This is a genomic window from Streptomyces sp. NA04227 (genome assembly GCF_013364195.1).
GTDB lineage: Bacteria > Actinomycetota > Actinomycetes > Streptomycetales > Streptomycetaceae > Streptomyces.
On the sequence record NZ_CP054918.1, the window covers coordinates 7,865,614 to 7,888,438 of the forward strand.

17 protein-coding genes and 1 pseudogene are annotated in these 22,825 nt (G+C 68.5%); all 18 read left to right on the forward strand.

Going from position 1 to position 22,825, the window contains the following annotated elements:
• Nucleotides 1-583: 583 nt before the first annotated feature.
• The 18 genes and pseudogenes from HUT18_RS33085 to HUT18_RS33170 all read left to right on the forward strand — a co-directional run bounded on the left by HUT18_RS33085 (nt 584) and on the right by HUT18_RS33170 (nt 22,772).
• Nucleotides 584-2,176, forward strand: coding sequence for a cytochrome P450 (locus tag HUT18_RS33085; protein WP_176104180.1), 1,593 nt, complete (start codon nt 584-586; stop codon nt 2,174-2,176).
• Nucleotides 2,177-2,256: 80 nt separating this feature from the next.
• On the forward strand, nt 2,257-2,784 hold the full coding sequence (locus HUT18_RS33090) for a quercetin 2,3-dioxygenase (RefSeq protein WP_176104181.1): 528 nt from the start codon (nt 2,257-2,259) through the stop codon (nt 2,782-2,784).
• 180 nt (nt 2,785-2,964) lie between these two features.
• The gene (gene txtE, locus HUT18_RS33095; RefSeq protein ID WP_176104182.1) at nt 2,965-4,185 is read left to right on the forward strand and encodes a 4-nitrotryptophan synthase; all 1,221 of its coding nucleotides are present in this window, start codon (nt 2,965-2,967) and stop codon (nt 4,183-4,185) included.
• Between the two features lie 332 nt (nt 4,186-4,517).
• Entirely contained in the window at nt 4,518-5,456 is a 939-nt protein-coding gene (locus HUT18_RS33100; protein ID WP_254878911.1) for a nitric oxide synthase oxygenase, read from the forward strand.
• A gap of 156 nt (nt 5,457-5,612) precedes the next feature.
• Complete coding sequence (locus HUT18_RS33105) at nt 5,613-5,843, forward strand: acyl-CoA carboxylase subunit epsilon (RefSeq protein ID WP_176104184.1); 231 nt, start codon at nt 5,613-5,615, stop codon at nt 5,841-5,843.
• A 1,134-nt stretch (nt 5,844-6,977) separates the two neighbouring features.
• Nucleotides 6,978-7,766, forward strand: a complete 789-nt coding sequence (locus HUT18_RS33110) for an AfsR/SARP family transcriptional regulator (protein WP_176104185.1) — start codon at nt 6,978-6,980, stop codon at nt 7,764-7,766.
• 1,226 nt (nt 7,767-8,992) lie between these two features.
• Nucleotides 8,993-10,060, forward strand: coding sequence for a type III polyketide synthase (locus HUT18_RS33115; RefSeq protein ID WP_176104955.1), 1,068 nt, complete (start codon nt 8,993-8,995; stop codon nt 10,058-10,060).
• Nucleotides 10,061-10,240: 180 nt separating this feature from the next.
• Nucleotides 10,241-10,756, forward strand: a pseudogene (locus HUT18_RS33120) (cupin domain-containing protein); the annotation flags it as partial.
• A 212-nt stretch (nt 10,757-10,968) separates the two neighbouring features.
• Nucleotides 10,969-12,114 carry a DegT/DnrJ/EryC1/StrS aminotransferase family protein gene (locus HUT18_RS33125; RefSeq protein ID WP_176104956.1) on the forward strand — a complete coding sequence of 382 codons (1,146 nt, stop codon included), beginning with the start codon at nt 10,969-10,971 and terminating at the stop codon, nt 12,112-12,114.
• Entirely contained in the window at nt 12,111-13,106 is a 996-nt protein-coding gene (locus tag HUT18_RS33130; RefSeq protein WP_176104187.1) for a methyltransferase, read from the forward strand. The genes HUT18_RS33125 and HUT18_RS33130 overlap by 4 nt, the downstream gene beginning before the upstream one ends.
• A gap of 369 nt (nt 13,107-13,475) precedes the next feature.
• Nucleotides 13,476-14,102, forward strand: a complete 627-nt coding sequence (gene wrbA, locus HUT18_RS33135) for an NAD(P)H:quinone oxidoreductase (protein WP_176104188.1) — start codon at nt 13,476-13,478, stop codon at nt 14,100-14,102.
• 194 nt (nt 14,103-14,296) lie between these two features.
• Nucleotides 14,297-15,883 (forward strand): class I adenylate-forming enzyme family protein, encoded by a 1,587-nt coding sequence (locus tag HUT18_RS33140; RefSeq protein WP_176104189.1) that lies wholly within the window; start codon nt 14,297-14,299, stop codon nt 15,881-15,883.
• Nucleotides 15,884-15,994: 111 nt separating this feature from the next.
• Complete coding sequence (locus HUT18_RS33145) at nt 15,995-17,065, forward strand: methyltransferase (RefSeq protein ID WP_254878912.1); 1,071 nt, start codon at nt 15,995-15,997, stop codon at nt 17,063-17,065.
• Between the two features lie 397 nt (nt 17,066-17,462).
• On the forward strand, nt 17,463-18,395 hold the full coding sequence (locus HUT18_RS33150; protein ID WP_176104190.1) for an aromatic prenyltransferase: 933 nt from the start codon (nt 17,463-17,465) through the stop codon (nt 18,393-18,395).
• 94 nt (nt 18,396-18,489) lie between these two features.
• Nucleotides 18,490-18,951 carry a hypothetical protein gene (locus tag HUT18_RS33155; RefSeq protein WP_176104191.1) on the forward strand — a complete coding sequence of 154 codons (462 nt, stop codon included), beginning with the start codon at nt 18,490-18,492 and terminating at the stop codon, nt 18,949-18,951.
• A 354-nt stretch (nt 18,952-19,305) separates the two neighbouring features.
• On the forward strand, nt 19,306-20,838 hold the full coding sequence (locus tag HUT18_RS33160) for an MFS transporter (RefSeq protein WP_176104192.1): 1,533 nt from the start codon (nt 19,306-19,308) through the stop codon (nt 20,836-20,838).
• Between the two features lie 317 nt (nt 20,839-21,155).
• Nucleotides 21,156-22,361 carry an acyltransferase gene (locus HUT18_RS33165; protein WP_176104193.1) on the forward strand — a complete coding sequence of 402 codons (1,206 nt, stop codon included), beginning with the start codon at nt 21,156-21,158 and terminating at the stop codon, nt 22,359-22,361.
• A 27-nt stretch (nt 22,362-22,388) separates the two neighbouring features.
• Nucleotides 22,389-22,772: a DoxX family protein gene (locus HUT18_RS33170; protein WP_176104194.1), complete on the forward strand. Its 384-nt coding sequence runs from the start codon at nt 22,389-22,391 to the stop codon at nt 22,770-22,772.
• Nucleotides 22,773-22,825 lie beyond the last annotated feature (53 nt).

A 22,825-nucleotide genomic window follows, 5' to 3' on the forward strand; every position in this document is an offset into this window, starting at 1 on the left:
AGCCAGGTGGGACCCCTAGCCTCATTGAGGCGTTCGCCCCGGTGAAACAAGCACGCCCAATTCACCTGGGTGTGTTGACATATATTCGAGTTATCGCAGTCTCTGTACAGAGCGACTCTTTCCTCAGGTGAAGTTGACCGATCGTCCGGACCTGCTCCGTACGGTTCCACCGGTTCTGGCCCGTTCTTCTTGTTCTTCCTGCTCTCCTCTGCTCCTGCACCTGGTTCGTCCTTCGGTCGAGTCGTCGCTCGGCGAATGGGTCCCCAGTATGGAAAGGGCATCGAAGTCATGCGGAAAGACAGCTGTGTTGCTGCATGTGGCGCTCGGCTTCGGGCCCGGAGATCTCCTTGTCTCAGTCCTCGTTTCGAGCGGCGTTTGGTCCGCTCCGACTGGTAACGCCCCAATCGGGTACAGGAGTTGGGCGAGCAACGCCCATGGTTGCGTACCAGCGCGGATTTGAATTGAGACCATCGAGGAAGCGAGAGGGACGGAAAGGCTCCCGGCGCTGCCTCGACGGTGTTGCGTGCACAGTTCTCTTCGGCTCTCTTTCGGCCTTCGACCCGACTTCCGGGGGATGTCAGACATGAGCACAACACGCGACGTCGGCAGTCTGCTGACGCTTTACCGAGCGATATACGCGGCGGGAGTGTCCGTCGCGGCGTTGGCAGCGGTTGCCGCGGCCGGATGGGCGCTCGGCGGCGGCCCCGGCCTGGTGGCCTGGCCGGTGGCCGCGGTACTCGCCGCCGCCCTGCTCTACGGGGTCGGTAAACGCGCCGCCGAATTCCGTTCGCTGCGTCATGTGCCCGGCCCGAAGCCCGCCTTCTTCCTGGGGAACATGGCGGACCTGCTGGCGCACGGACACGGCGGCCGCGACCGCGCCCTCGAAGCGCTGCACGAGCGGCACGGACCCGTCGTCCGGCTGCACCTGGCCTGGGGAAGCGCCCCGCTGGTGTCGCTCTCGTACGCCTCGGGCAATCTGGGCCGCAAAGGTCTCGACTCGCACCGGCGCGCCGACGGGACGGTGCTCTCCCGCAGCCTGATGGGCGTCCCCGGCGGCGAGCTGCACCGCAGCCACCGGCAGACCATCACTCCGCACCTGACCAAGCGCAGCGTCGGCGAACGCACCTATGTGCTGCGGGAGATGGCCGCTCTCTACGTGGAGAAGTGGAAGCACATCGACGGCGTCCACGACGGGCTGCAGTCCGACCTGCGCGACTGGAGCGTCGGCTGCCTCAGCGCCTTCCTGTTCGGCGACGACTGGCACGCCCAGGACGTCGACATGAAGTGGTACTACGGCGAACTCGCCGCCATCGAGGAGGAAGTGAGCTTCCGGGCCTTCCACCCCTTCTTCGTCCGCTGGATCTTCCCCTCCCGGCGCGCGCGGGTGAACGCCGCCTACCGGAACGTGGCCGGTGTCATGGAGTCGGTGATGCGGCACCGCGAGCGGAGCGTCCCGGACTCCTGCCCCGCGCACGAGCGGCCGCAGGACCTGCTCGACCAGCTGGTCCGGCCGGCGCCGGGCAGCGAGGCGGCGTCCTGGACCGAGAAGGACCGTGTCGAGGAGCTGATGTCGCTGATCCTCGGCGGCGCGGACCCCATGTCGTACGTGATCTCGCAGGCCCTCGTCCTACTGGCAAAGCACCCCGAGGTGCAGCAGAAGGCGCAGGAAGCCGCCGGACGCCCGGCGGCGGTCGCGGTCGGAACCGGCGGAGCGTGCCCGGTGACCGGAACGCGCAACGAGGCACCCGACCCGTACATCCTGGACGTCGTCTACGAGACGCTGCGGCTGTACCCGCCCGTCCCCTACAGCGCGAAGTTCTCACCGGACCGACCGGTGGAGGAACGGGGTCTGAGCATTCCGCCGGGCACGGTCATCATGTGGATGAAGAACGTCGTCGGGCGCAACAAGGAAACCTTCGAGGACCCGGACGGATTCCGCCCCGACCGCTTCTCCGCGCAGGGCGTGGACCGCGACACCCTCAACAGTTTTCTGCCTTTCGGCGCCGGGCCCCGGCACTGCGTGGGAAACCGGCTCGCCGAGCGGCAGTGCGCGGTCCTGCTGACCGAGATCCTCAGGAATTTCGACATCGCCCACGACGACAACGTGAAGGTCGAGTTCCACTCCACGATCAGTGTGGTCCCGTCGACCGTGCCGGTCAGTCTCATCGCCCGGTAGCCGCCATAATCCGCACCGGGAAACCCTGTTACCGAACCGCCCCAGCACCAGCAGAGAATTCGTGGAAGGACTGACCGACTATGCCGGGCACGGAAAAGACTCCGCCCATCGCACTGCGCCGCGACGAGGGCGAGGCCATCTGGTTCCTCGATTTCCTCGCCATCATCAAGGGCTCGGCGGACACGACCAATGGCTCGGCCTCCGTCATCGAGCACGTCGGCCGACGCGGCTCCGGCTCGCCGCTGCACGTACACCGCCAGGAAGACGAATGGTGGTACGTCCTCGACGGCGAGATGACCTTCTGGGTGGCCGGAAAAATCATCGAAGCCCCCGCCGGTTCCTATGTCTTCGGCCCGCGGGAAGTCCCGCACACCTTCCAGGTCAGCTCCGACGAAGCACGATTCCTGCATGTGACCGAACCCGGCGGATTCGACGGATTCACCCGCGCGATGGGCACCGCCGCGAGCTCGCTGGAAGTTCCGACCTCGGTCACGCTGCCCGATCTCGAAGAACTCGCCGCGACCGCCGCCAAGTTCGGTATCGAACTGCTCGGCCCGCCCGGAATTCCGCCCGCCGAGCCCGACGAGGCCACCCCCGGCACGAAGTGAACAACCCTTCGTACAAACGGTTTTGACGTGTGAACCACCTCCGCGTGCGAACGGCCCCGCCGCCCGCATCACCGCACCGCGGAACCGGCTTGCCGTGCGACCGGCGCACCACCGCCCGACCCGCCCTCCCGTGCACCCCGCGGCACCGGATTCCCGGTGCCGACGTCAAAGGAGCTTGCCATGCCGGGTTTATCCCCGCTGTCCGACCCCGCCATCGTGCCCAACCCCTTCCCCGTCTACGCCGAACTCTCCGAGCGTGAACCGGTGCACTGGTGCGAGGGCCTGAACGCCTGGGCCGTCCTCCGGCACGCCGACTGCACCGCGGCCCTCAAGGACTCGCGGCTGAAGGCCGAGCGCATGGAGGAGGTCCTCGGCGCGAAGTTCGACGGCCGGGCACTGCCGCCGGACAGCATCTACCACCGGTTCACCAAGAACGTGATGATGTACACCGACCCGCCGCTCCACGACGAACTGCGCCGGGCCACCCACGCCGGTTTCACCCGCTCCGCGCACGAGCACTACAGCGAGGTCATCAAGGAGGTCGCCGAGGACCTGGTCGCCGAACTCCCCGAAGGTGTACGGGAGATCGACGCCGTCGCCGCCCTCGCGGCCAAGCTTCCGGTGAACGCCGCGGTCCGCGCCTTCGGCGTACCGGAGAGCGACCTTGAGTTCGTGGTGCCGCGCGTGGACACCATCATGACGTTCTGGTCGGGCCCCCAGGACCAGCCCGTCGACCTCGACACCCTGCTGGAACAGCTCACCGATCTGCACGTCTACTCGCTCGAACTCCTCGAGGGCAAGCGCGGCAAGGTCCTGCCGGACACCGTCATCGCCCGTCTCGCCGCCGCCCAGCAGAACCCCACCGAGACCGAGCTGCGCCAGACGGTGCACCAGCTCGTACTGCTGCTCATCGCCCTCTTCGCGCCCACCACGCCCGGCTCGGTGAGCAGCGGCATGCTCACCTTCGCGAAGAACCCCGAGCAGATCCGGCGGTTCCTGGCCGACGAGGCGTGCGTGGACAACACCGCCAACGAGGTCGTGCGGTACAACGCGTCGAACCAGTTCACCTGGCGCGCCGCCGCCACCGACCTGGAGATCGGCGGCGTACCGATCAAGAAGGGCCAGAACCTCGCGCTGTTCCTGGGCGCCGCGAACCGCGACCCGCGCGTCTTCACCGACCCGGACACCTTCGACCTGGGCCGGACCAACAGCGGCAAGCACCTGTCCTTCGGCCTCGGACTGCACTCCTGCCTCGGACGGCAGATCGCCAGCCTCGAAGTGAAGTGGTTCTTCGTCGCCCTGTTCGCCCGCTTCCCGAGCATCCGTCTCGCCGGCGAGCCCGAGTGGAACACGAACCTGGAGTTCCGCTCCCTGAGCTCGCTGCCGCTGGCCGTCGGCTGACGCTCGACGGCCGCCGGCCGTCGCTCCTCCGACGAGGTTCCGAAGTCTGTGGGTCCCGCCGAGACGGGCCCGGGTGAAGCGCGTTCGCCGCTTCCCGCCCGTCTCGGCCGGACACGTCGTCGCGCGCACGCCAAGCAATCCCAGCATCAAGGCGCCCAAGTGCCCTCGCCGGTCCCCGAGACGGGACCGCGCCCCCTTCACCCGCCCCCAGGCACCGCGCGCCAGGCCCAGGCCATCCGCCCGGGCCGCACCGACCGCCGCAGCGGGCCTCCCCGTATCCCTCCGGCTCGGTGGACGGTGCGGTCCGGCACACCCCCTCCGCGAGGATGACCGTGACATCCGAAAGCATTCGGCCCCACACCACCTCCGCGCACCCGGCCTCCGCACACTGCGCGCCTCGCACCGTTCCCGGCAGCGGTGCCGACCTGGCGTCCGGCAGCGGTGACGACGGCATCGCCGACCCGTACGAGGCCGAGGAGTTCCTGCGCCAGTTCCATGCCGAGAATCCGCGGCAGAGCGTTCCGCTCGACGCGCGCCTGCGCGGTATGCGTGCCGACATCGACACCACCGGCACCTACGTCCACACCACCGAGGAGCTCACCTTCGGTGCGCGCGTCGCGTGGCGCAACGCCAGCCGCTGCATCGGGCGCCTCTACTGGAACAGCCTGCGCGTCCTGGACCGTCGTAAGGCCCAAGCACCCACACAGATCTACGAACACCTCGTCGACCACCTGCGGCAGGCCACCAACGCCGGTCGCATCCGCCCGGTCATCTCCGTGTTCGCCCCCGACACCCCCGCGCGACGCGGCCCGCGCCTGTGGAACGACCAGCTCATCCGCTACGCGGGCTATCGCAACGACGACGGCACCGTACTCGGCGACCCCGCGTACGTACGGTTCACCGAACAGGTACGCCTTCTGGGCTGGCAGGCACCCCAAGGCCCGCACGACATCCTGCCGGTGGTGATCGACACCCCCGACGACAAACTGCAGCTCTTCGACCTGCCCCGGGACCCGGACGTGATCCTGGAGGTTCCGATCGTCCACCCGCACCACCAGCGGATAACCGATCTCGGCCTACGCTGGCACGCCGTCCCCGCCATCTCCCACATGCGCCTGCGCATCGGCGGCGTCAACTACCCGCTCGCCCCGTTCAACGGCTGGTACATGGGCACCGAGATCGGCGCCCGCAACCTGGTCGACGCCGACCGCTACAACCTCCTCGCCGACATCGCCACCCTGCTCGGCCTCGACACCACCAGCGAATCTTGAGCGCTATGCCCGACGGTCACGACGAGAGCGAGGCCCAGACCGTACGCGCACGGGCAAGGAGCGCGTACGGGGGACTCGGACGACTCCGAGATGCTGGGGGAGCCGGTGGCAGGTGTGTGCGGTGCGGCAGACGAAAGCGAAAGCGGAGCCGGAGCCGTGGCTGGAGCCGTGGCCGGGGTTGGGGTCGGGGGTTGTGCGGGTGGGGGCCGGGCGGTGTTCCGGATCGAGCGGGGTGAGGTCACGCAAGCCGAACTGGCCGCGGTGACCGTGGTGTTGATGCTGCTGGCCACCCGAGACGAGGGCGCGGCCGAGCGCCGGCGGCCCCAGGCGCCGTGGCGCCCGCAGTGGCTGCCCGGCATGTACCGCTCCCCGCACCAGTGGCGCTAGCCCCCGCACCAGCGCAGGCCTCAGCCCGCCCCGCCCCGCAGGCAACCCGAAATCCGCGGCCCCCGCCCCACCGGCCGACCCCGCCACCGCACCCCCGGCACCTCCCGCGCCGTGTGCCGCGCCGCCCGTACGCCCCGGCGCCCGTGCCCCCACGTCGTACGCCCCGCCCGTACGCCCCCGCCCGTATGCCCCGCCCCGTACGTCGGCCGCGCCGCACCGTTGCGCCGTACGCCGCGCTGCGCCGCGCGGTGCCGTGCTGTGTGCGGCGTATCCCGAAGGCGCCGTACCCGGTGACTGCCGTGCTCCGCATGGGAGTTGCGGGTGTTCGCGCTGCTGTGTGGGTGTGGTGCGCGGTCGCCTGCCGGAGCACTTGCCTGCCGCAAATAGTGTGTGCGGTGGGTGGGTTGCAAGGGTGGATCAGGCCATGACGTTGCGGAAGGCGTTGCCTGCGCGGGCGGGGCGGGGTTGTCCGGCCCGTATGGCGTGAAAGTGCTGTAGGTCTGCTGCGGCGTGGTCGTGCGCCTCCTCGGCGCGGCCTCCTGCGTCTGCCGGACGCCCTGTGAGCCGCCCTGGACCTGTGAGCCGCCCTGGACCTGTGGCCGCCCTGGACCTGTGAGCCGCTGCGGGGCCGCGGTCCCTCGTGGTCGCGGGGGCCCGGCGGCCCGCGGTCCTCGTGGTCGCGGGGCCATGGGTGCTTGTGGCCCCGGGTGTTTATGGGCGTGGGGCGTGTGCGCTGAGGGGTGTAGGGGCGGGGGTGGGGATGTCTTGTCCTGTTCCGGGGTGTTGTGCGGTGTGCTGTGTCTTGTTCCGGGGTGTTGTGCGGCCGTTACGCAGGGGTGTGGGGGCGGGGGTGTTCCGGACTTCTGGTGGCGGCATGTTTTCGCTGGTCTGTGCGGTGCGGAAGCGGACTTTGAGGTTCAGTCCGTGATGTCCCTGGCGGGATGGCGGTGTGTCGAACGCTCGTGTGAGGCTCAATTGGCTGAACATCGCCGGTTGAGCGGCGCGATACCCGTCCAGTATTGACCGACCGACTGCGCTGTCTTTTTATCTGGGGGTCCTGTTACACGGCCGAGCGTCAACTCTCGCAGGTCAAGCGCCGGGCTGCGGTCTTTGCCTGAACTCATGGGGGAACGTATGGACATTGAAGTGCTGGGCCCGTTATCAGTGCGTGAGAACGGGGTGTCGGTCGTGCCGACGGCGCCCAAGCCGCGGCAGGTCCTGGCTCTGCTGGCCCTCAGTGCCGACCAGGTGGTTCCGGTGGCCGCTTTGGTCGAGGAGTTGTGGGAGGCCAAGCCGCCGCGCAGTGCGCGGACCACGTTGCAGACCTATGTGATGCATCTGCGGGAGCTGATCGCTCTGGCGCTGGCGCGTGGTGAGGATCAGCGGTGCACCACTCCCAAGGATGTTCTGGCCACCGTTCCGGGTGGTTACCGTCTGCAGACGCGGGGCGGCACGGTGGACTTCCGGGAGTTCGAGCGGCGTGCCGGTGCCGGTTACCGGGCGATGGACGCCGAGGACTTCGCGGGCGCGGCGCGTCGTCTGGCCGATGCGCTGTCGCTGTGGAACGGTCCCGCGCTCGCCGACATCCAGGTCGGTTCCCGTATCGCGATGGAGGCGCGGCGTCTGGAGGAGGCGCGGTTGTGCGCGCTGGACCAGCGCATCGTCGCCGACCTGGGGCTGGGCCGTCACCGCGAGCTCCTGCCGGAACTGACGGTACTGGTCAACCAGTACCGCATGCACGAGAGCCTGCACGGGCAGTTCATGCTGGCCCTGCACCGCTCGGGCCGCCGCGGTGAGGCCCTGGACGTCTACCAGCGGCTGCGCACCACCCTGGTCTCCGAGCTCGGCCTGGAGCCCTCCGCCGCCCTGCGCCGCCTGCAGCACTCGATCCTCACCACCCGCCTGGCGGCCCGCACCACCTGACGGCGCCGCCCGCGCCCGCGCATCCACCCGGCCGCGCCCGCGTACGGCACCACCCCGCGTACGGCACCACCCCGCGTACGGCACCACCCCGCGCACGGCATCATCCTGCATACGGCATGACCTTGCGATGCGAGCACCTTGTAGTACGCGTACGTGGCGACACCCCGGGGCCCGTCCGGGAGCCCGCGTGCCGGAGAGGGCATCACGCCACCCCCATCTCCCCGGCCCGGGCCCCGCCCCGCGCCCAGCACCTCTCAACACCCGCACTGCGCCGGGCCGTTGACGCATCCCCTGACGCAGACGCACGCCTTCTCCCGCACGCAGCCGCCCCTGCGCCCCGCAGTCGCCTCCGTCCCCGCGACCGCCCGCGCGGCTCAACTGCGGCCGCGCCCTTGGTACTTCGCCCTGCGCTCTTGCCGTGCGCCTCTGCGGTGGGGCCCGGGCGCGAACAGCCGTAGGCCGCATCCGCACCCGTTCCGCACCCGTTCCGCATCGGTTCCGCATCGGTTCCGCATCGGTTCCGTGGTCGCTGTCGCTGTCGCTGTCGCCACGCCCTGCCGTTGCCCCGCTCTGCGGCCCGTTGCCCCGCCCTGCGGCCGGTTGCCCCGCCCTGACTCGTGTCCCGGCCGCACGCAACTGCCCTTCGCCACCCCGCCGTTGCCTCCTCCTGCCACCCCTCACCCCGCCGTTGCTTCCCCCTGCCACCCTCACCCCGCAGAGTGACCCAGGTCACATTGTTCTGGGTCTTGGCGGCGCGGGGTGTGCGTGTCACGATTCCTGCACACCTCCCCTGCCCTGAAGTACTGACGGGGCTGTGGGGGAGGGTGTGTTCGCCGGTTCGTCCGGGCGGGGCCGCCGCTGTTGTTGTCGCGTGTGGCTGCAACTCGCCTGCCGCTGGCCGCATTTCCCCCTTGTTTTCCGGTTGTCCGGGTTTTCTGGCCTTTGGTGTCCTGTGTCTTTCGCGGGCTTTCCCGGCCTTGTTGCCGGGGTGGTTTCCGGCGAGGGCTCGGGGTGTTCGTGTGGTCGTGGGCGCCGTGAATTCCTCAATGCCGCATGCCGCATGCCGCATGCCGCATGCCGTATGCCGTGAACTTGCCTGGCTGCCCTGACTGTCCGGTTGCCCTGGCTGTCTGGCTGTCTTGGCTTTCTGTGCCTGGTTTGCGGTGGGGTTGTGTGCTGTCAGCTCAGCGTTTCCTCGTTTCCTCTCGCAGAAGTGGATTGTGTCTATGTCGAGGTTATGCAAGCCGTCGATGAGCGTGCCGGAACATGTCATCACTGTGGAAGAGACCCTGGAATTCGCCGAGAAGGCGCATGCGGGGAAGCCGCAGTTGCCGTTGGCGCTTCGGCTGATCAGGAACACGGGTGTGAAGAAGCGGCACATGGTGCAGCCGATTGAGCAGACGCTGCGGCATCCGGGTTTCGAGGAGCGTAACCGGATCTATGAGCGGGAGTCGAAGCGGCGCTGCCCGCAGGTCATCGAGCAGGCGTTGGCGAACGCGGAGGTGACGGCGCGGGATATCGACGCGTTGATCTACGTGTCGTGTACGGGGTTCATGATGCCGTCGTTGACGGCGTGGCTGATCAACACGATGGGGCTGCGCAGTGATACGCGGCAGATCCCGATCGCGCAGTTGGGTTGTGCGGCGGGTGGGGCGGCGATCAACCGGGCGCACGATTTCACGCTGGCTCATCCGGGCAGCAATGTGCTGATCGTGGCGTGTGAGTTGTGTTCGCTGTGTTATCAGCCCAGCGATGACGATATCGGTTCGTTGTTGTCGGACGGGCTGTTCGGGGACGCGGTCGCCGCGGCTGTCGTGCGGGGGATCGGGGGTACGGGGATCGAGTTGGAGCGGAATGCCTCGTATCTGATTCCGGATACGGAGGAGTGGATTTCCTACGCGGTCAAGGACAGCGGGTTCCATTTCCAGCTGGATCGGCGGGTGCCGGGGACGATGGAGCCGCTCGCGCCGGTGTTGCGGGAGCTGGCGAAGGATCACAGCTGGGAGGTCGGCAAGCTCGACTTCTATCTGATTCATGCCGGTGGTCCGCGGATTCTGGATGACCTCGCGAAGTTTTTGGAGGTCGACCGTGAGGTGTTTCGGCACAGCTGGGCGACGTTGAGCAGTTACGGGAATATCGCCAGCGCTGTCGTGCTGGAGGCCGCGCGCCGGCTGTTCGAGGAGGATCCGCCGGTGGCGGGGGCGACGGGGGTGATCGCGGGGTTCGGTCCGGGGATCACCGCGGAGATGGCGCTGGGGACGTGGGCGGTGGACCGTCCGCGGTCGGTGGCCTGATGCCTGCCCGGTGGCGGGCACGAGGACCCGAGGACACCCAGGACTCGAGGACACCCAGGACTCGAGGACACCGAGGACACCGAGGACTCGATCGAGGCGACCGGGGACTTGGTCGAGGCGACCGGGGACTTGGTCGAGGCGATTGAGGACTTCGAGGACATTGAGGGGAGGCGGGAGTAGATGACCGACCTGATTCTTCCGGCGGGTGCGGGGCGCAAGCTCATCACTCCGGCGCAGGAGGTGACGTTCAAGGCGACGAAGGCGATGGGGTCGGCGGTGTCGATCTTCGAGGTGGTTGTGCCGCCCGGGTTCGATGTCGGGGCGCATGTGCACGGCCGTTCCCAGGAGTTCTTCTATGTGCTGGAGGGCGAGCTGGACCTGCTGGCCTTCGAGCCCGCCGAGCGGACGGCCGACAGCTGGCACCGGTGGCGTTCGGTGTCCGGGCAGCGGGTGGTGCGGGCGGCGGAGGGCGGGTGCATGTTCGTGCCCTCCGGGATACCGCACGCGTTTCGCAATCCGACGGACAAGCCGGTGCGGATGCTGTTCCAGAGCTATCCCTCGCCTGATCACGAGGACTATTTCGAGGAGATAGCCGAGATCTGGTCGCGGGGCACGACGGTGGACTCGGCCGCGGTCGAGGAGATGCGCGCGCGCTACGACGTCAGCCAGATCACCCCCCTGCGCTACGAGCCCCCCGCCACCGCGGCAGCGTCCGCCATTTCGGCATCGCCTGCCGTTTCGGCTACGGGCGCTGCTTCGGTTACGGGCGTCGCCGTGGCGGGCAGCGGGGCGGGGCATGTGAAGGAGGGCGGGCAGTGAGTACACCGTCAGAGATTCCCTCAGCAGCCGCACCGCCCATCGCCGCACCGCAGACTCCTGCGCACACTCCGGCGCGGGCTCCGGCGGAGATTCCGTTGGTGCATGCGAGTCTGGGGGAGCGTGAACTGGCCGCGGTCGCCGAGGTGTTCGCTTCGGGCTGGCCTGCGGGGCAGGGGCCCAGGGGCAAGGCGCTGGAGGAGGAGCTCACCCGGATGTACGGGGTGGGGGACGCGGTCGCTGTCAGCAACTGTGGTGCGGCGCTGCATCTGGCGCTGCTCGCGTTGGGTGTGCAGGCCGGGGACGAGGTGATTGTCGCCGACTACACGTTTCCCGCGCCGGCCCAGGCGGTGCGCTATGTCGGTGCGACGCCGGTGTTCGCCGATGTCCGTGCCGATACGGGCACGGTCGATGTCGGCGCGGTGGCCGATCTGATCACTTCGCGGACGGTGGGAGTGATCGCGGTGGACACGGTGGGGCTGCCCGCCGATTACGAGCCGTTGCAGCAACTGGCCGACCGGCACGGGCTGTTCGTGGTGGAGGACGCGGCGTGCGCGGTCGGTGCGACCTACCGGGGCCGGATGGCGGGCGCTTTGGCGCAGGTGGGCTGTCTGTCCTTCCATGGCCGTAAGGGCGCGACGAGCGGGGAGGGCGGGGCGCTGCTGGCGGCGGATGTGAAGATCGCCGCTGATGCGCGGCTGCGTTCGTCGTTCGGGATCGGCAGCATCTTCGAGATGGGCAAGGTCGTGGGTCTGCCGGTGCCCGAGTTCACCGAGATCGGCTACAACTTCAAGCTGTCCGATATCGCCGCGGCGATTTTGCGGGTGCAGCTGGGCCGGGTCGGTGAACTCCTCGCGCGTCGCAGCGCGGTGGCCGCCCGGTACGGTGAACTCCTCGCCGGCGAGGAGTTGTTGAGTCTTCCGGTGGTGCCCGAGGACCGTACGCATGCCTGGCAGTCCTACATGGTGACGCTGGATGCGCGGGTCGACCGTGCGCAGGTGGCTGCCGCGCTGCGCGGGCAGGGGATCGGCTGCGGTCACGGCACGTGGGCCAGTCATCTGCAGCCGGTGTTCGCTCCGGCGCGTGCCTGCCCGGTCTCGGCGGATCTCTTCCGCCGCAATCTGGCGTTGCCGATGCACGCGGAACTCACCGCGGATCAGGTCGAACGGGTCGCCCTCGCGCTGCGCGGTGCGCTGCGCGAGGCGGTGTCCCCCCGAGCCCTGGGAGGGGCAGCATGAAGGCGTCGAGCCCGTCTCCGGATGGCGTGATGCGGCTGATCAACGGCTACTGGGCCACCGGCATCCTCGGGGTTGCCGCCCACAACAGGGTGTTCACGCATCTTGAGGAGGGTTGCGCCACGGCCGCCGAGGTGGCGGGGCGTGCGGAGATTTCCGAGCGGGGCGCGCAGACTCTGCTGGATGCTCTGGTCAGTACCGGTCTGGTGGACGTGTGTGAGGGCCGTTATCGCAATACGGCGGAGGCGTCGGCCTATCTGGTCGAGGACCGGCCTGCTTCGCTGGCCAGTTTCGCCCGGTTGAAGATGACGCACATGGCGAGCCTGGCGGATCTGGGTGAGGTGGTGCGGCTGGGGCAGCCGGTGGCGAGCCCGGTGGTGGAGGTGGCCAACAATCCGCACTGGGAGGCCATCGTGACCGCGATCGCCGCCCAGTCCCATCCGGCGGCCACGCTGGCCGCGGACCTGCTGGGCCTGGCCGCTGCCGGTGAGGTGAGCATCCTGGATGTGGGCGGCGGTTCGGGTGTCTATTCGGGTATCTGGCTCGAGGCCAATCCGCGGGCCCGCTCGGTCCAGCTCGACTGGCAGCCGATCAACGCCATCGCCCGCCGCCTGCTTGAGGCGCGGGGTGTGGGGGAGCGGTTCACCTGTGTCGACGGCGACTTCCACACCACCGACTTCGGGAGTGGCCAGTACGACGTCGCGGTGTACTCCCACATCGCCCACCAGGAGGGCCCCGACAGCAATGTCGAGGTCTTCACCCGGCTGCGTAAGGCGCTCAGGCCCGGCGGCGCCCTGGTCGTCAACGACTACATCCTGGACGACGACCGCGCAGGTCCGGCGTTCGCGCTGATGTTCGCCGCGGAGATGCTCCTGAAGTCCAAGCACGGCGGCACCTGGCGGCGCGCCGACTACCACCGGTGGCTGACCCAGGCGGGGTTCGAGGACATCACCTTCCACCCCGCCCCGCCCGGCACCCTCGTCATCGCCCGCTGACCCACCCCCGCACCGCACCACCCGCAGACCGCAACCGCACCGCAGAGCGCACCACCCGCAGACCGCAACCGCACCGCAGAGCGCACCACCCGCAGAGCGCACCACATCGCGGATACCGCACCACATCGCACTGCACTGCACTGCGCGCACCACATCGCACTGCGCTGCACTGCGCGCACCACATTGCGCTGCACTGCGCGCATCGCACTGCGCGCATCGCATCGCACATACCGCACCGCATGGCAGTGCGCCTCATCGCACACCCCGCACACCCCGCACGCCCTGCACATCCCGCGCGCCCCCGCTTTCTTCATGCGGGGGTGCGCGGCATTGACCCCTGCTCGTAAAGCCGGAAAGAAGGAATCGGTTATGGCTCCCGTGAATGTCGCGATCATCTACTACAGCTCCACCGGCACCGTCCACGCCCTGGCCCAGGCCGCCGCCGAGGGCGCCGAGAAGGCGGGTGCGACGGTACGTCTGCGCAAGGTCCGCGAGATGGCCCCGCCGGAGGCGATCGGCTCCAACCCGGCCTGGGCCCAGCACGTTCAGGACACCGCCGACATCCAGGAGGCCGCCCTGGACGATCTGAGCTGGGCCGATGCGATCCTCTTCGGTACGCCCACCCGGTTCGGCAATGTCGCCGGCCAGCTCAAGGCCTTCATCGACACCACCGGCGGGCTGTGGCAGCAGGGCGGCCTGGCGGGCAAGGTCGTCTCCGCGTTCACCGCCAGCGGTACGGCCCATGGCGGTCAGGAATCGACCATCCTCGCGCTGAGCAACACCTTCTACCACTGGGGCGGCATCATCGTGCCGCCCGGATACACCGACCCGATCCAGTTCCAGACCGGCAACCCGTACGGCACCTCGCATGTCGCCGGTGTCGGTGGCGCCGCCTCGGGTCCCGGTGAGAGCGTTCTGCAGGCCGCCCGTCACCAGGCCCGCCGCGTCGCCGAGACGGCGGCCGCCCTCAAGGCGGGCCGCGCCGCCTCCGCCTGACCCACCCGCACATCCTCCACAACGCCCGCCCGCCCGTGCGCATGTGCGGGCGGGCGGGGCCGAACTGCGGTGCCACAGGCGCCTGTTGAGGACACCCGCCCCCGCCCCACCCCCGCGTACTGCGGGGGCGGGTGTCGGGGATGTTTTTCGCCGACCGTACAAATGCCGACCGTACAAATGAGGAGACAGCCGCGATGAAGGGCTCTGTGGCCTACCAGTCGATACAAAAGCGCGGTCTTCATCTGGGCCTGCTTCCGGCGCTGGCCGCCGAGGTCAACGCTTCGACGCCGATCACGCTGGATCACGATCTGGATGTGGCACCGGCGGCGGGACGGGAGCTGACCACCGCACAACTGGCCGATCTCGTGGACGATCTGGCGGGGCGTCTGTGGGCGGCGGGTGTCAGGCCCGGTGAGCATGTCGTGATCCACAAGAAGGCGAACGCCGACATGTGGGTGCTGGCGTGCGCCGCCTCCCGGATCGGCGCGATACCGGTGATGCTGTCGCCCGGTTTGGACGCGGCGACGGTGGGGGCCCTGCTGGAACGCCTGGGGCAGCCCAACCTGCTCAGCGACGGGCACAAGCTGGACGTACTGGCCACGGTGCCGCTCGCCGGGCTGACGCGCCGGGTGATGGTGGTGGCAGGCGTTCGGGCGGGAGCTCTGTCGCTTCAGGAGCTGGCCGGGGCGCCGCGCGTGAAGCCGGTGGTGCGGCCCCTGGACGAGGCCGCGGTGATCACCCACACCTCGGGCACCACGGGGCTGCCCAAGCTGGTCGTCCACACGGCCCGCACGCAGGGCATCCGGCTGAAACCGCAGTGGCGGCTGCTGTCGCTGATACGGCGCCGGGAGAACGTGGCGATCCACATCTCCTTCGTGCACTCGCGGATGGTCGCCGCGATGGCCCTGGCCCTGCTGAAACAGATGCCGGTCCTGCTCATGAACAGCGCCGAGCCCGAGGCGGTCGCCACGTTGTTCCTGCGGCACCGGCCCGGGCTCGTCGAGGCGCTGCCCAACTCGCTCATGGAGTGGGAGCACCTGGCCGACGACCCGCGGCGCCCGTTCGCTTCGGTGAAGTACTTCAGCAGTACCTTCGACGCGATCCACCCGGCCACGATGAGCCGTCTGCTGGCCGCCTCCGGGCGGCCGGGCGCGCTGTTCTTCCAGATCTACGGGCAAAGCGAGGTCGGCCCGGCCGTGGGCCGCGCCTACTTCCGCCGCAGCGCCCACAAAGCCGACGGCCGCTGCGTGGGCTGGCCCATGCCGCTGGGTGCGGCGAGGGTACGCGTGGTCAGCCGCGACGGCCACCGCCCCACCTCGAAGAACCCCGGCTTCATCGAGGTGGCCTGGCCGGGCCTGGCCAAGGCGTACTTCGCCGAAGCGGACCGCTACGACACCAACCGCCGCGGCGCCTGGTGGCGCACCGGCGACGTCGGCTACTTCACGCGCCTGGGCTGTCTGCACATGCTCGACCGCGAGGTCGACATGATCCCCGGCCTGCGCAGCTCTCTGGAGGTCGAGGACCTCGTCCTTGGCAGGCTGCCCGAGCTCAGCGAACTCGTCGTCGTCCAGGGCCCGGCCGGCGAGGCCGTCCCGGTGATCTGCACCCGCGACGACCAGCCGCTGGACGAAGGCCGCTGGCGGGCCGCGGCCGCCGACTTCCCCCAGCTCGCCCGCCCCGTGCAGATCCCGCAGGCCGAACTGCCGCGCACCGCCACCCTCAAAGTCCAGCGCCTCCAACTCGCCGACCGTCTCAAGAACCGGCCGGACAACAGGCCCTGAACCACACCGGGAACCACATCCGGCCGGCCCGGCCCGCACCGCCGCATCACACACAGGCCGCGCGCCTCAAAAAGAAGGGTGCCGGCCGCTTCGATGAGAGAGGTCCGTGACATGACACCCCACGCCACGCTCGCCCGGCTCCGTGAATACATGGTGGGCCCCTCCCGGTTCATGACCCTGCTGTCCTGTTTCGAGCTGGGCCTGATCGACACGCTGCGCCGGCGCCCCGCACTGAGCGCCGCCGAACTCGCCGCCGCCGCGGGCGCCCGCCCGGCCGCCGTGGAACAACTGCTGTTCCTCCTCGTCAAGGAAGGCTTCGTCACCCGCGAGGAGACCACCGGCCGCTACCGCCTCGACGCCCTGGCCGACGTCGCCGAGAAAGACCTGACCCAGGCACGCGCCGACCTCGACATGATCAAAGCCGTCACCCTGCGCCAGCTGTACTACCTCACCCCAAGCGTGCGCGCGGGCCGCGTCGTCGCCCTCAAGGAGCTCTACGGCTTCGAGGGAAACCTCTACGACGCGCTGGGCGTCTACCCCGAACTACGCGAGCCCTGGGCACGGCTGATGGACACCGTCACCGCCCACGTGGACCCGTGGTTCTTCGCCAATATCGACATCCCCGCCGGATCCCGGGTACTGGACCTGGCGGGCAACACCGGACTCGGCGCCCTGCACACCTACCGGCTGAAGAACTCACCCGGACTGACCGTCACCACCTTCGACCTGCCGGAAAAGGAACAGGAATGCCTGGCCAACTTCCGCGCCCACCACGTCGAAGACCACTGCTCGTTCATCGGCGGTGACGTCTTCGAAGGCCTGCCCAGCGGCTTCGACGTCATCCTCGTCAAACACTTCCTGCCCATGTTCGACAAGGACGACGTCCTGCGGATCCTCCAAGCCGCCCACGGCGCACTGAACGACGGCGGACAGATCCACGTCCTGGTCCCTCTCCTGCCCGAAGACCTCACCGACCCCGACAACTACACCGCCGACTTCTACCCCAGCTTCTTCGTCGGCTGCACCATGGGCCAGGGCGGACCGCAGAAACTCTCCACCTGGCAGAGCTGGATCGAGGAATGCGGATTCACCCTCACCAAGGCACTGACCGACGACCCCGCGAACCTGCCCCCGCACGCCCTGACCGTCGAAGCCCTCCTGTCCGCGACGAAAACCGCCTGACACCGACGGCGACCACAAGAGCTGACGGCCCGTCACTTCAGAGGGCGGAGCACTCCCGCTCACAAGGCGGAGCACTCCCACAGGCCCCTGCGCCTGCCACCCGCACCACAACCCCGGCACCTCAACAGGCGTAACAGGACATCGACTTGACGCAACGTCACCTCGTGCCCCTTCGCCTGGCGCGCGCCCCTTAGGCGCACCCGCATACCCGCCGCGAATCCGCGTACCCGCCGCGTGCCCGCCCGCGTGCCCGGCGTTCCGGCACACCAGCCCCGCGCCCGCGCCTGCGCCCGCGTATCTCCGGCGCGCCCGCCCCCCCCCGCACGCCCTTTTCCCTTTCCGTTCTTCTCCTTTCCTTATCCCTTCCGTTCCGAGCAAGGCCGATCTTGGAGGACGCATGTCGAAAGCAACGAAGGCGGAAGCCGTCTACACGGCCATCGAGGAAGCGGCCGGGCTGCTGGACATCCCCTGCTCGCGCCAGAAGGTCCTGTCGGTACTGTCCGCGTTCGGCGGCGGGGTCTCCCAGGAGTCCGTGGTCGTCCTGGCCATGGCCGGCGGCGAACGCCACAGCGGCGACATCGACTACAACTTCACCGTCCCCACCGAAGTCGGCGACCCGTATGACATCGCGGTGGCGAACGGCTGGATCGAGGCCACCGACCACCCCGTCTCCCGCGTCCTGCCCGAGATCGTGGAAAGCAGCCCGGTCACCTTCTACGGAGTGGAAAGCGGAGTCGTCGGCGGCTTCAAGAAGACCTACGTGTTCTTCCCGCTGGACAACCTCGGCAAGCTCTCCACCCTCGCCGCGCTGCCGTCGATGCCCCCGAGCGTCGCCGAACACGCCCGCACCTTCGCCGCCGCGGGCCTGGACAACCGCGTGTCCATCGTCGGCATCGACTACATCAGCCGCACCGTCAACATCTACTTCATGGCCGGGTCCCTGGAAGAAAAGACCGCCCTGTCGATGCTCGCCGACACCGACCTTCCCGTACCCGGCGCGCCCCTGCTGGAATTCATCCAGAAGTCGTTCTCGGTGTATCCCACTTTCGGCTGGGACTCCGCGCAGGTCCACCGGATCTGCTTCTCGGTGGTCAGCCCCGACCAGGCCGCGTACCCCACCACGCTCCACCCGGAGATCGCCCACTTCGCGCACAACGCCCCGCACGAGTACGAGGGTGCGCGGGTCCTCGTCTACGGGGCGACGGTCGCCCGCGGCGAGGAGTACCACAAGCTCGGCGTCTACTTCCGCAGGCCGCCCGCGTTCTGGAACAACCTCCCGCTGGCCGCCACGTTCGAAAAGCTCGTCGCCGACCAGCAGAACACCGCCTGACACCCCGTCACGGCCACGGCACCACACCACATCACAGCACCACACCCGCACCCGCACCCGTATCCGTAACTGCCCGTAGGGGAGAGGAAGACCAGTGTCCGAATCTGTTGAGGCCGCCGAACACGCCGCCGCCTTGGACTCGCTCGGCGACGTTCTCGGCGAGGCCGGCGCGGCCGCGCTGGCCGGACAGCGCGCCCAGCTGGCCGAGAAGCTTCTGCGCGCCGCCTTCGAAGTGTGGGAGAACCCGGCCATACGCCCCAACCTCCTGGGACTGCTGCACGCCGCGGTCAACAGCGAGGAAGGCGCCGAGAAGATGCGCCAGTTCCTCGCCAACCAGCTCTTCGCCCAGGTGGGCAAGGCGATCGGCATCGACGGCATGGACATCTACCAGGCAGCGGAAACCATCAAGGTCCCCGTGATCAACATCAACGCCGCCGCCGGCCAGGTATGGGGCGTCGTCCTGCTGCGCTACGTCGTCAAGCTGGAACCCATCGCCTCGGCCCCCGCCGAAGAACTCATCGACCTGCTCATCCCCACCATCCGCCGCTACCTCTAACCCCAGACGCAACCCGCAACCCGCAGCCCGTACCCGGACCGGCCGGGACCACCGGGCCGCCGGGCCGCCGGGACCCCCGGACTACCAGGCCCCCAGCCCTCCGAAGCACCCCAAAACACCCCAACCCTTCACCGGCCGGCACCCAAACGCCGGCCGGTGAAAACAGGACCGCGCACCCTGTCACATCCGCCAGGGCACATACGTCACTACTCCAAGACCCACACCATCCCGCGAGCAGGCGGGGCCGACAACAAGGCCCCCCGGGAACCGACCAACAACACCCCGGCCCCGCCTTCCTTGCCCGCGCGGACGGAGCAGTGCCGCCCGCGGAACCTTCGGAGGAACTGGTTAGACATGAGTAGCGCAGACGACAAAGCCCCGGCCGAAACGGCCCACCTTGCCGCTGCCGACCCACGGCGATGGCAAGCCCTCGCCGTCCTGACAGCGATGCAGTTCATGCTCATGATGGACATCACCGTCGTGAACATCGCCCTACCCCGCATCGAAGACGACCTCGACTTCTCCGTCGGAGACCTGGCATGGGTCGTCAACGCCTACGTCCTGACCGCCGGCGGATTCCTGCTCCTGGGCGGACGACTGGCCGACATGTACGGCCGACGCCTCACCTTCATCGCAGGCGTCCTGGTCTTCGGCATCTCCTCGGTCGTATGCGGCGTCGCCGTCAACTCCGGAATGCTCGTCACCGGCCGATTCGTCCAGGGATTCGGCGAAGCCCTCGCCGGCCCCGCCGCCCTCGGACTGATCCCCGTACTCTTCCGCGACCCCAAAGAACGCACCAAAGCCCTCGGCATCTGGGGCGGCATGGCAGCCCTGGGCAGCGCGGTCGGCTCCGTCGTCGGCGGATCACTCACCGACCTCGTCGACTGGCGATGGATCTTCTACATCAACATCCCCGTCGCCCTCTTCGCCCTCATCATGGTCCCCCGCGTCATCCCCGAGAGCAAAATGGCCCGCGAAGGCCACCGCATCGACATCATCGGCGCCCTCAGCGCAACCGGCGGCCTCGTCGCCATCGTCTACGGCCTGCTCCAAGCCGCCGACGACCCCTGGGGCTCCACCGACGTCCTGCTGCCCCTCCTCGGCGGCCTCGCCCTGCTCATCCTCACCGCCATCTGGGAATCCCGCGTCCCCGACCCCATGATCCCCCTGCGGTTCTTCACCAACCGCACCCGCCTGACCTCCAACGGCGTCAGCATCCTCTCCCTCGCCGCCTTCTACACCTACGCCTTCCTCCTCACCCTCTACCTCCAGCAAGTCCTCGACTACTCCCCCCTCAAAACCGGCCTCACCTACGTCCCCTTCACCCTCGCCATCGGCATCGGCATGGGCGTATCCACCGCCCTCATGCCCCGCATCGGCGTCAAAGCCACCCTCATCACCGGCTTCCTCGGCAGCGCCGCAGGCCTGGCCCTCGCCGCCGCCGGCCTCGCCACCGACGCCACCTTCCTCAGCGGCATCATGCCCGGCCTGCTCGTCTACGGCTTCTTCAACGCCGTCGCCTACCCCGCCCTCACCAACGGCGCACTCCACCAAGTCACCGGCCAAGACGCAGGCCTGGCCTCCGGCGTCCAAACCGCCATGCAACAAGTCGGCGCCTCCCTGGGACTTGCCACCCTCGTCCCCCTGGCCCTGCGCTACGTCAACGACCACGTCGAAGACGGCACCCTCCCGCAGATCGCCCAAACCGACGGCTACGCCCTCGCCCTACGCGTAGCCGCAGGCATCCTCGTCGTCGCAGCCGCACTCGCCCTCCTCATGGAAAAGGTCGACGCCAAACCCCGCGACGCAGCCGCCGAAGCCACCGCCGACGACCCCACCGACCCCGGCCCCGAAACCGACGCACCAGCAATCGCCGCCAAACCCTGACCCCCAACCACCCCCACCCCGGCACCAACTGAAACACCCTCACCCGCGCCCGTCCCCCGCAGGCCCACCCTGCCAAGGACGGGCGCGGCGCGTTACACCACCACGCCCCGACCAACAGCCGCCAAGCACCCAAACACAGGCAGGCCACCCACACCCACCCTCACCAAAACCCCCCCGCCCCCCGAACTCCAATGCCACCAAAGCGAATTGACACCACACCACAAAAGAAAAGAGCCACCCACCCACCACAAAACCAGCAGCACAACCCACCCAACAAACCCAACCGGGCCGCACCCGAACCGAAAGGCAGCACACACATGAAAGACCAAACCGCGGCACCGGACCCCAACGGTTCACCGCAACGCCCCACCCAACTCCCCTCACTCACCGGCCTCAGATTCCTCGCAGCCCTCATCGTCTTCCTCTACCACGCCTCCTACCTCGCCGGACCACTCCGCCCCACCGCCCCCATCAACTTCTTCAACGACCCCGACATCGCCCAACCCGTCGCCGACTTCTTCCAACCCGCCGGACGCATCGGCGTCTCCTTCTTCTTCGTACTCAGCGGCTTCGTCCTCGCATGGTCCGCCACCCCCGGCAGCAAACTCACCACCTTCTGGCGCCGCCGCGCACTGAAGATCTACCCCAACCACATCGTCATGTGGACCCTCGCCATGTGGCTCTACGCCTCCACCGCACCCACCGAGGCATGGCTGTCGAACCTCCTCCTGGTCCACACCTTCAGCAACCGCCCCGACATCGCCGCAAGCATCAACTCCCCCTCCTGGTCCCTCTGTTCAGAAGTCCTCTTCTACGCACTCTTCCCCCTCTTCCTCCTCGCCGTACGCCGCATCAACCCACACCGACTGTGGTGGTGGACAGCCGCCATGATCACCGGCATCGCCACCATGGCAACAGCAACCAAACACCTCGTCACCGGCGGCCTCCCCAGCCCCTTCTCAAACCTCACGGCCAATCAAGAATGGTTCGGATACGCCTTCCCACCCCCACGCCTCTTCGAATTCATCCTCGGCATGCTCCTCGCCCGCATCGTCGCCGAAAACCTCTGGCCACCCATCGGCCTGTGGCCCTCCACCCTCCTGTTCACCGCCGGCTACGCCCTCGCCCTCGCCGTCCCCGCCCCCTACAACTTCAGCCTCACCACCGTCATCCCCATCGGCATGATCCTGTGCGCCGCCGCCACACGAGACCTCCACGGCCAAACCAGCTGGCTCGCCACCCGCCCCATGATCTGGCTCGGCAACATCTCCTTCGCCTTCTACCTCGTCCAAGGCGTCGTCATCTTCTACGGCCGACCCGAACTCCTGGGCGCCCACACCTACAACACCCCCACAGCCCTCGCCATGTTCACCCTCCTCCTCCTCGCAAACCTCCTCGCCGCCTGGCTACTCCACCGCCTCATCGAACAACCCGTCATGCGCCGCTGGAGCCACCCCACCAAAAAACCCACCCCCCACACCCCCCACCACAACAACCCCCAACCAGCCAACGAAACCGTCTGAACCCCCACCCCCAAACAAGGAGCAGAAATGAACCTCGCACTCTGGATCACCACCGGATTCCTGGCCGCCCTCTTCCTGGGAGCAGGCATCAGCAAACTCCTCGTACCCCAAGAAAAAATGGCCACCATGGCCACCGCCACCCAATGGGCCGCAGACTTTCCCCCCACCGCCCTCAAAACCATCGGAACCCTCGAACTCCTCGGCGCCCTCGGCCTCATCCTGCCCGCCGCCCTCGACACCGCCCCCATACTCGTCCCCCTGGCCGCCCTCGGCCTCGCACTCGTCATGACCGGCGCCATCACCCTGCGCATCCGCCGCCACGAATACGCCCTCATCGCAGCCGAAGCCCTCTACCTGGCCGCCACCCTCTTCATCGTCTGGGGCCGCTTCGGCCCCGAATCCTTCAACTAACCAACCCAGCCCAGCAGTTCAACACTGACCCAGCAAACCCGAACCACCCGGCC

Bases quoted from the DNA above. Each gene is read 5' to 3' on its own strand.
- txtE (WP_176104182.1), top strand. From the start codon at position 2,965: ATGCCGGGTTTATCCCCGCTGTCCGACCCCGCCATCGTGCCCAACCCC.
- HUT18_RS33115 (WP_176104955.1), top strand. From the start codon at position 8,993: ATGTCGAGGTTATGCAAGCCGTCGATGAGCGTGCCGGAACATGTCATC.
- HUT18_RS33110 (WP_176104185.1), top strand. From the start codon at position 6,978: ATGGACATTGAAGTGCTGGGCCCGTTATCAGTGCGTGAGAACGGGGTG.
- HUT18_RS33140 (WP_176104189.1), top strand. From the start codon at position 14,297: ATGAAGGGCTCTGTGGCCTACCAGTCGATACAAAAGCGCGGTCTTCAT.
- HUT18_RS33165 (WP_176104193.1), top strand. From the start codon at position 21,156: ATGAAAGACCAAACCGCGGCACCGGACCCCAACGGTTCACCGCAACGC.
- HUT18_RS33130 (WP_176104187.1), top strand. From the start codon at position 12,111: ATGAAGGCGTCGAGCCCGTCTCCGGATGGCGTGATGCGGCTGATCAAC.
- HUT18_RS33160 (WP_176104192.1), top strand. From the start codon at position 19,306: ATGAGTAGCGCAGACGACAAAGCCCCGGCCGAAACGGCCCACCTTGCC.
- wrbA (WP_176104188.1), top strand. From the start codon at position 13,476: ATGGCTCCCGTGAATGTCGCGATCATCTACTACAGCTCCACCGGCACC.
- HUT18_RS33085 (WP_176104180.1), top strand. From the start codon at position 584: ATGAGCACAACACGCGACGTCGGCAGTCTGCTGACGCTTTACCGAGCG.
- HUT18_RS33170 (WP_176104194.1), top strand. From the start codon at position 22,389: ATGAACCTCGCACTCTGGATCACCACCGGATTCCTGGCCGCCCTCTTC.
- HUT18_RS33090 (WP_176104181.1), top strand. From the start codon at position 2,257: ATGCCGGGCACGGAAAAGACTCCGCCCATCGCACTGCGCCGCGACGAG.
- HUT18_RS33145 (WP_254878912.1), top strand. From the start codon at position 15,995: ATGACACCCCACGCCACGCTCGCCCGGCTCCGTGAATACATGGTGGGC.
- HUT18_RS33150 (WP_176104190.1), top strand. From the start codon at position 17,463: ATGTCGAAAGCAACGAAGGCGGAAGCCGTCTACACGGCCATCGAGGAA.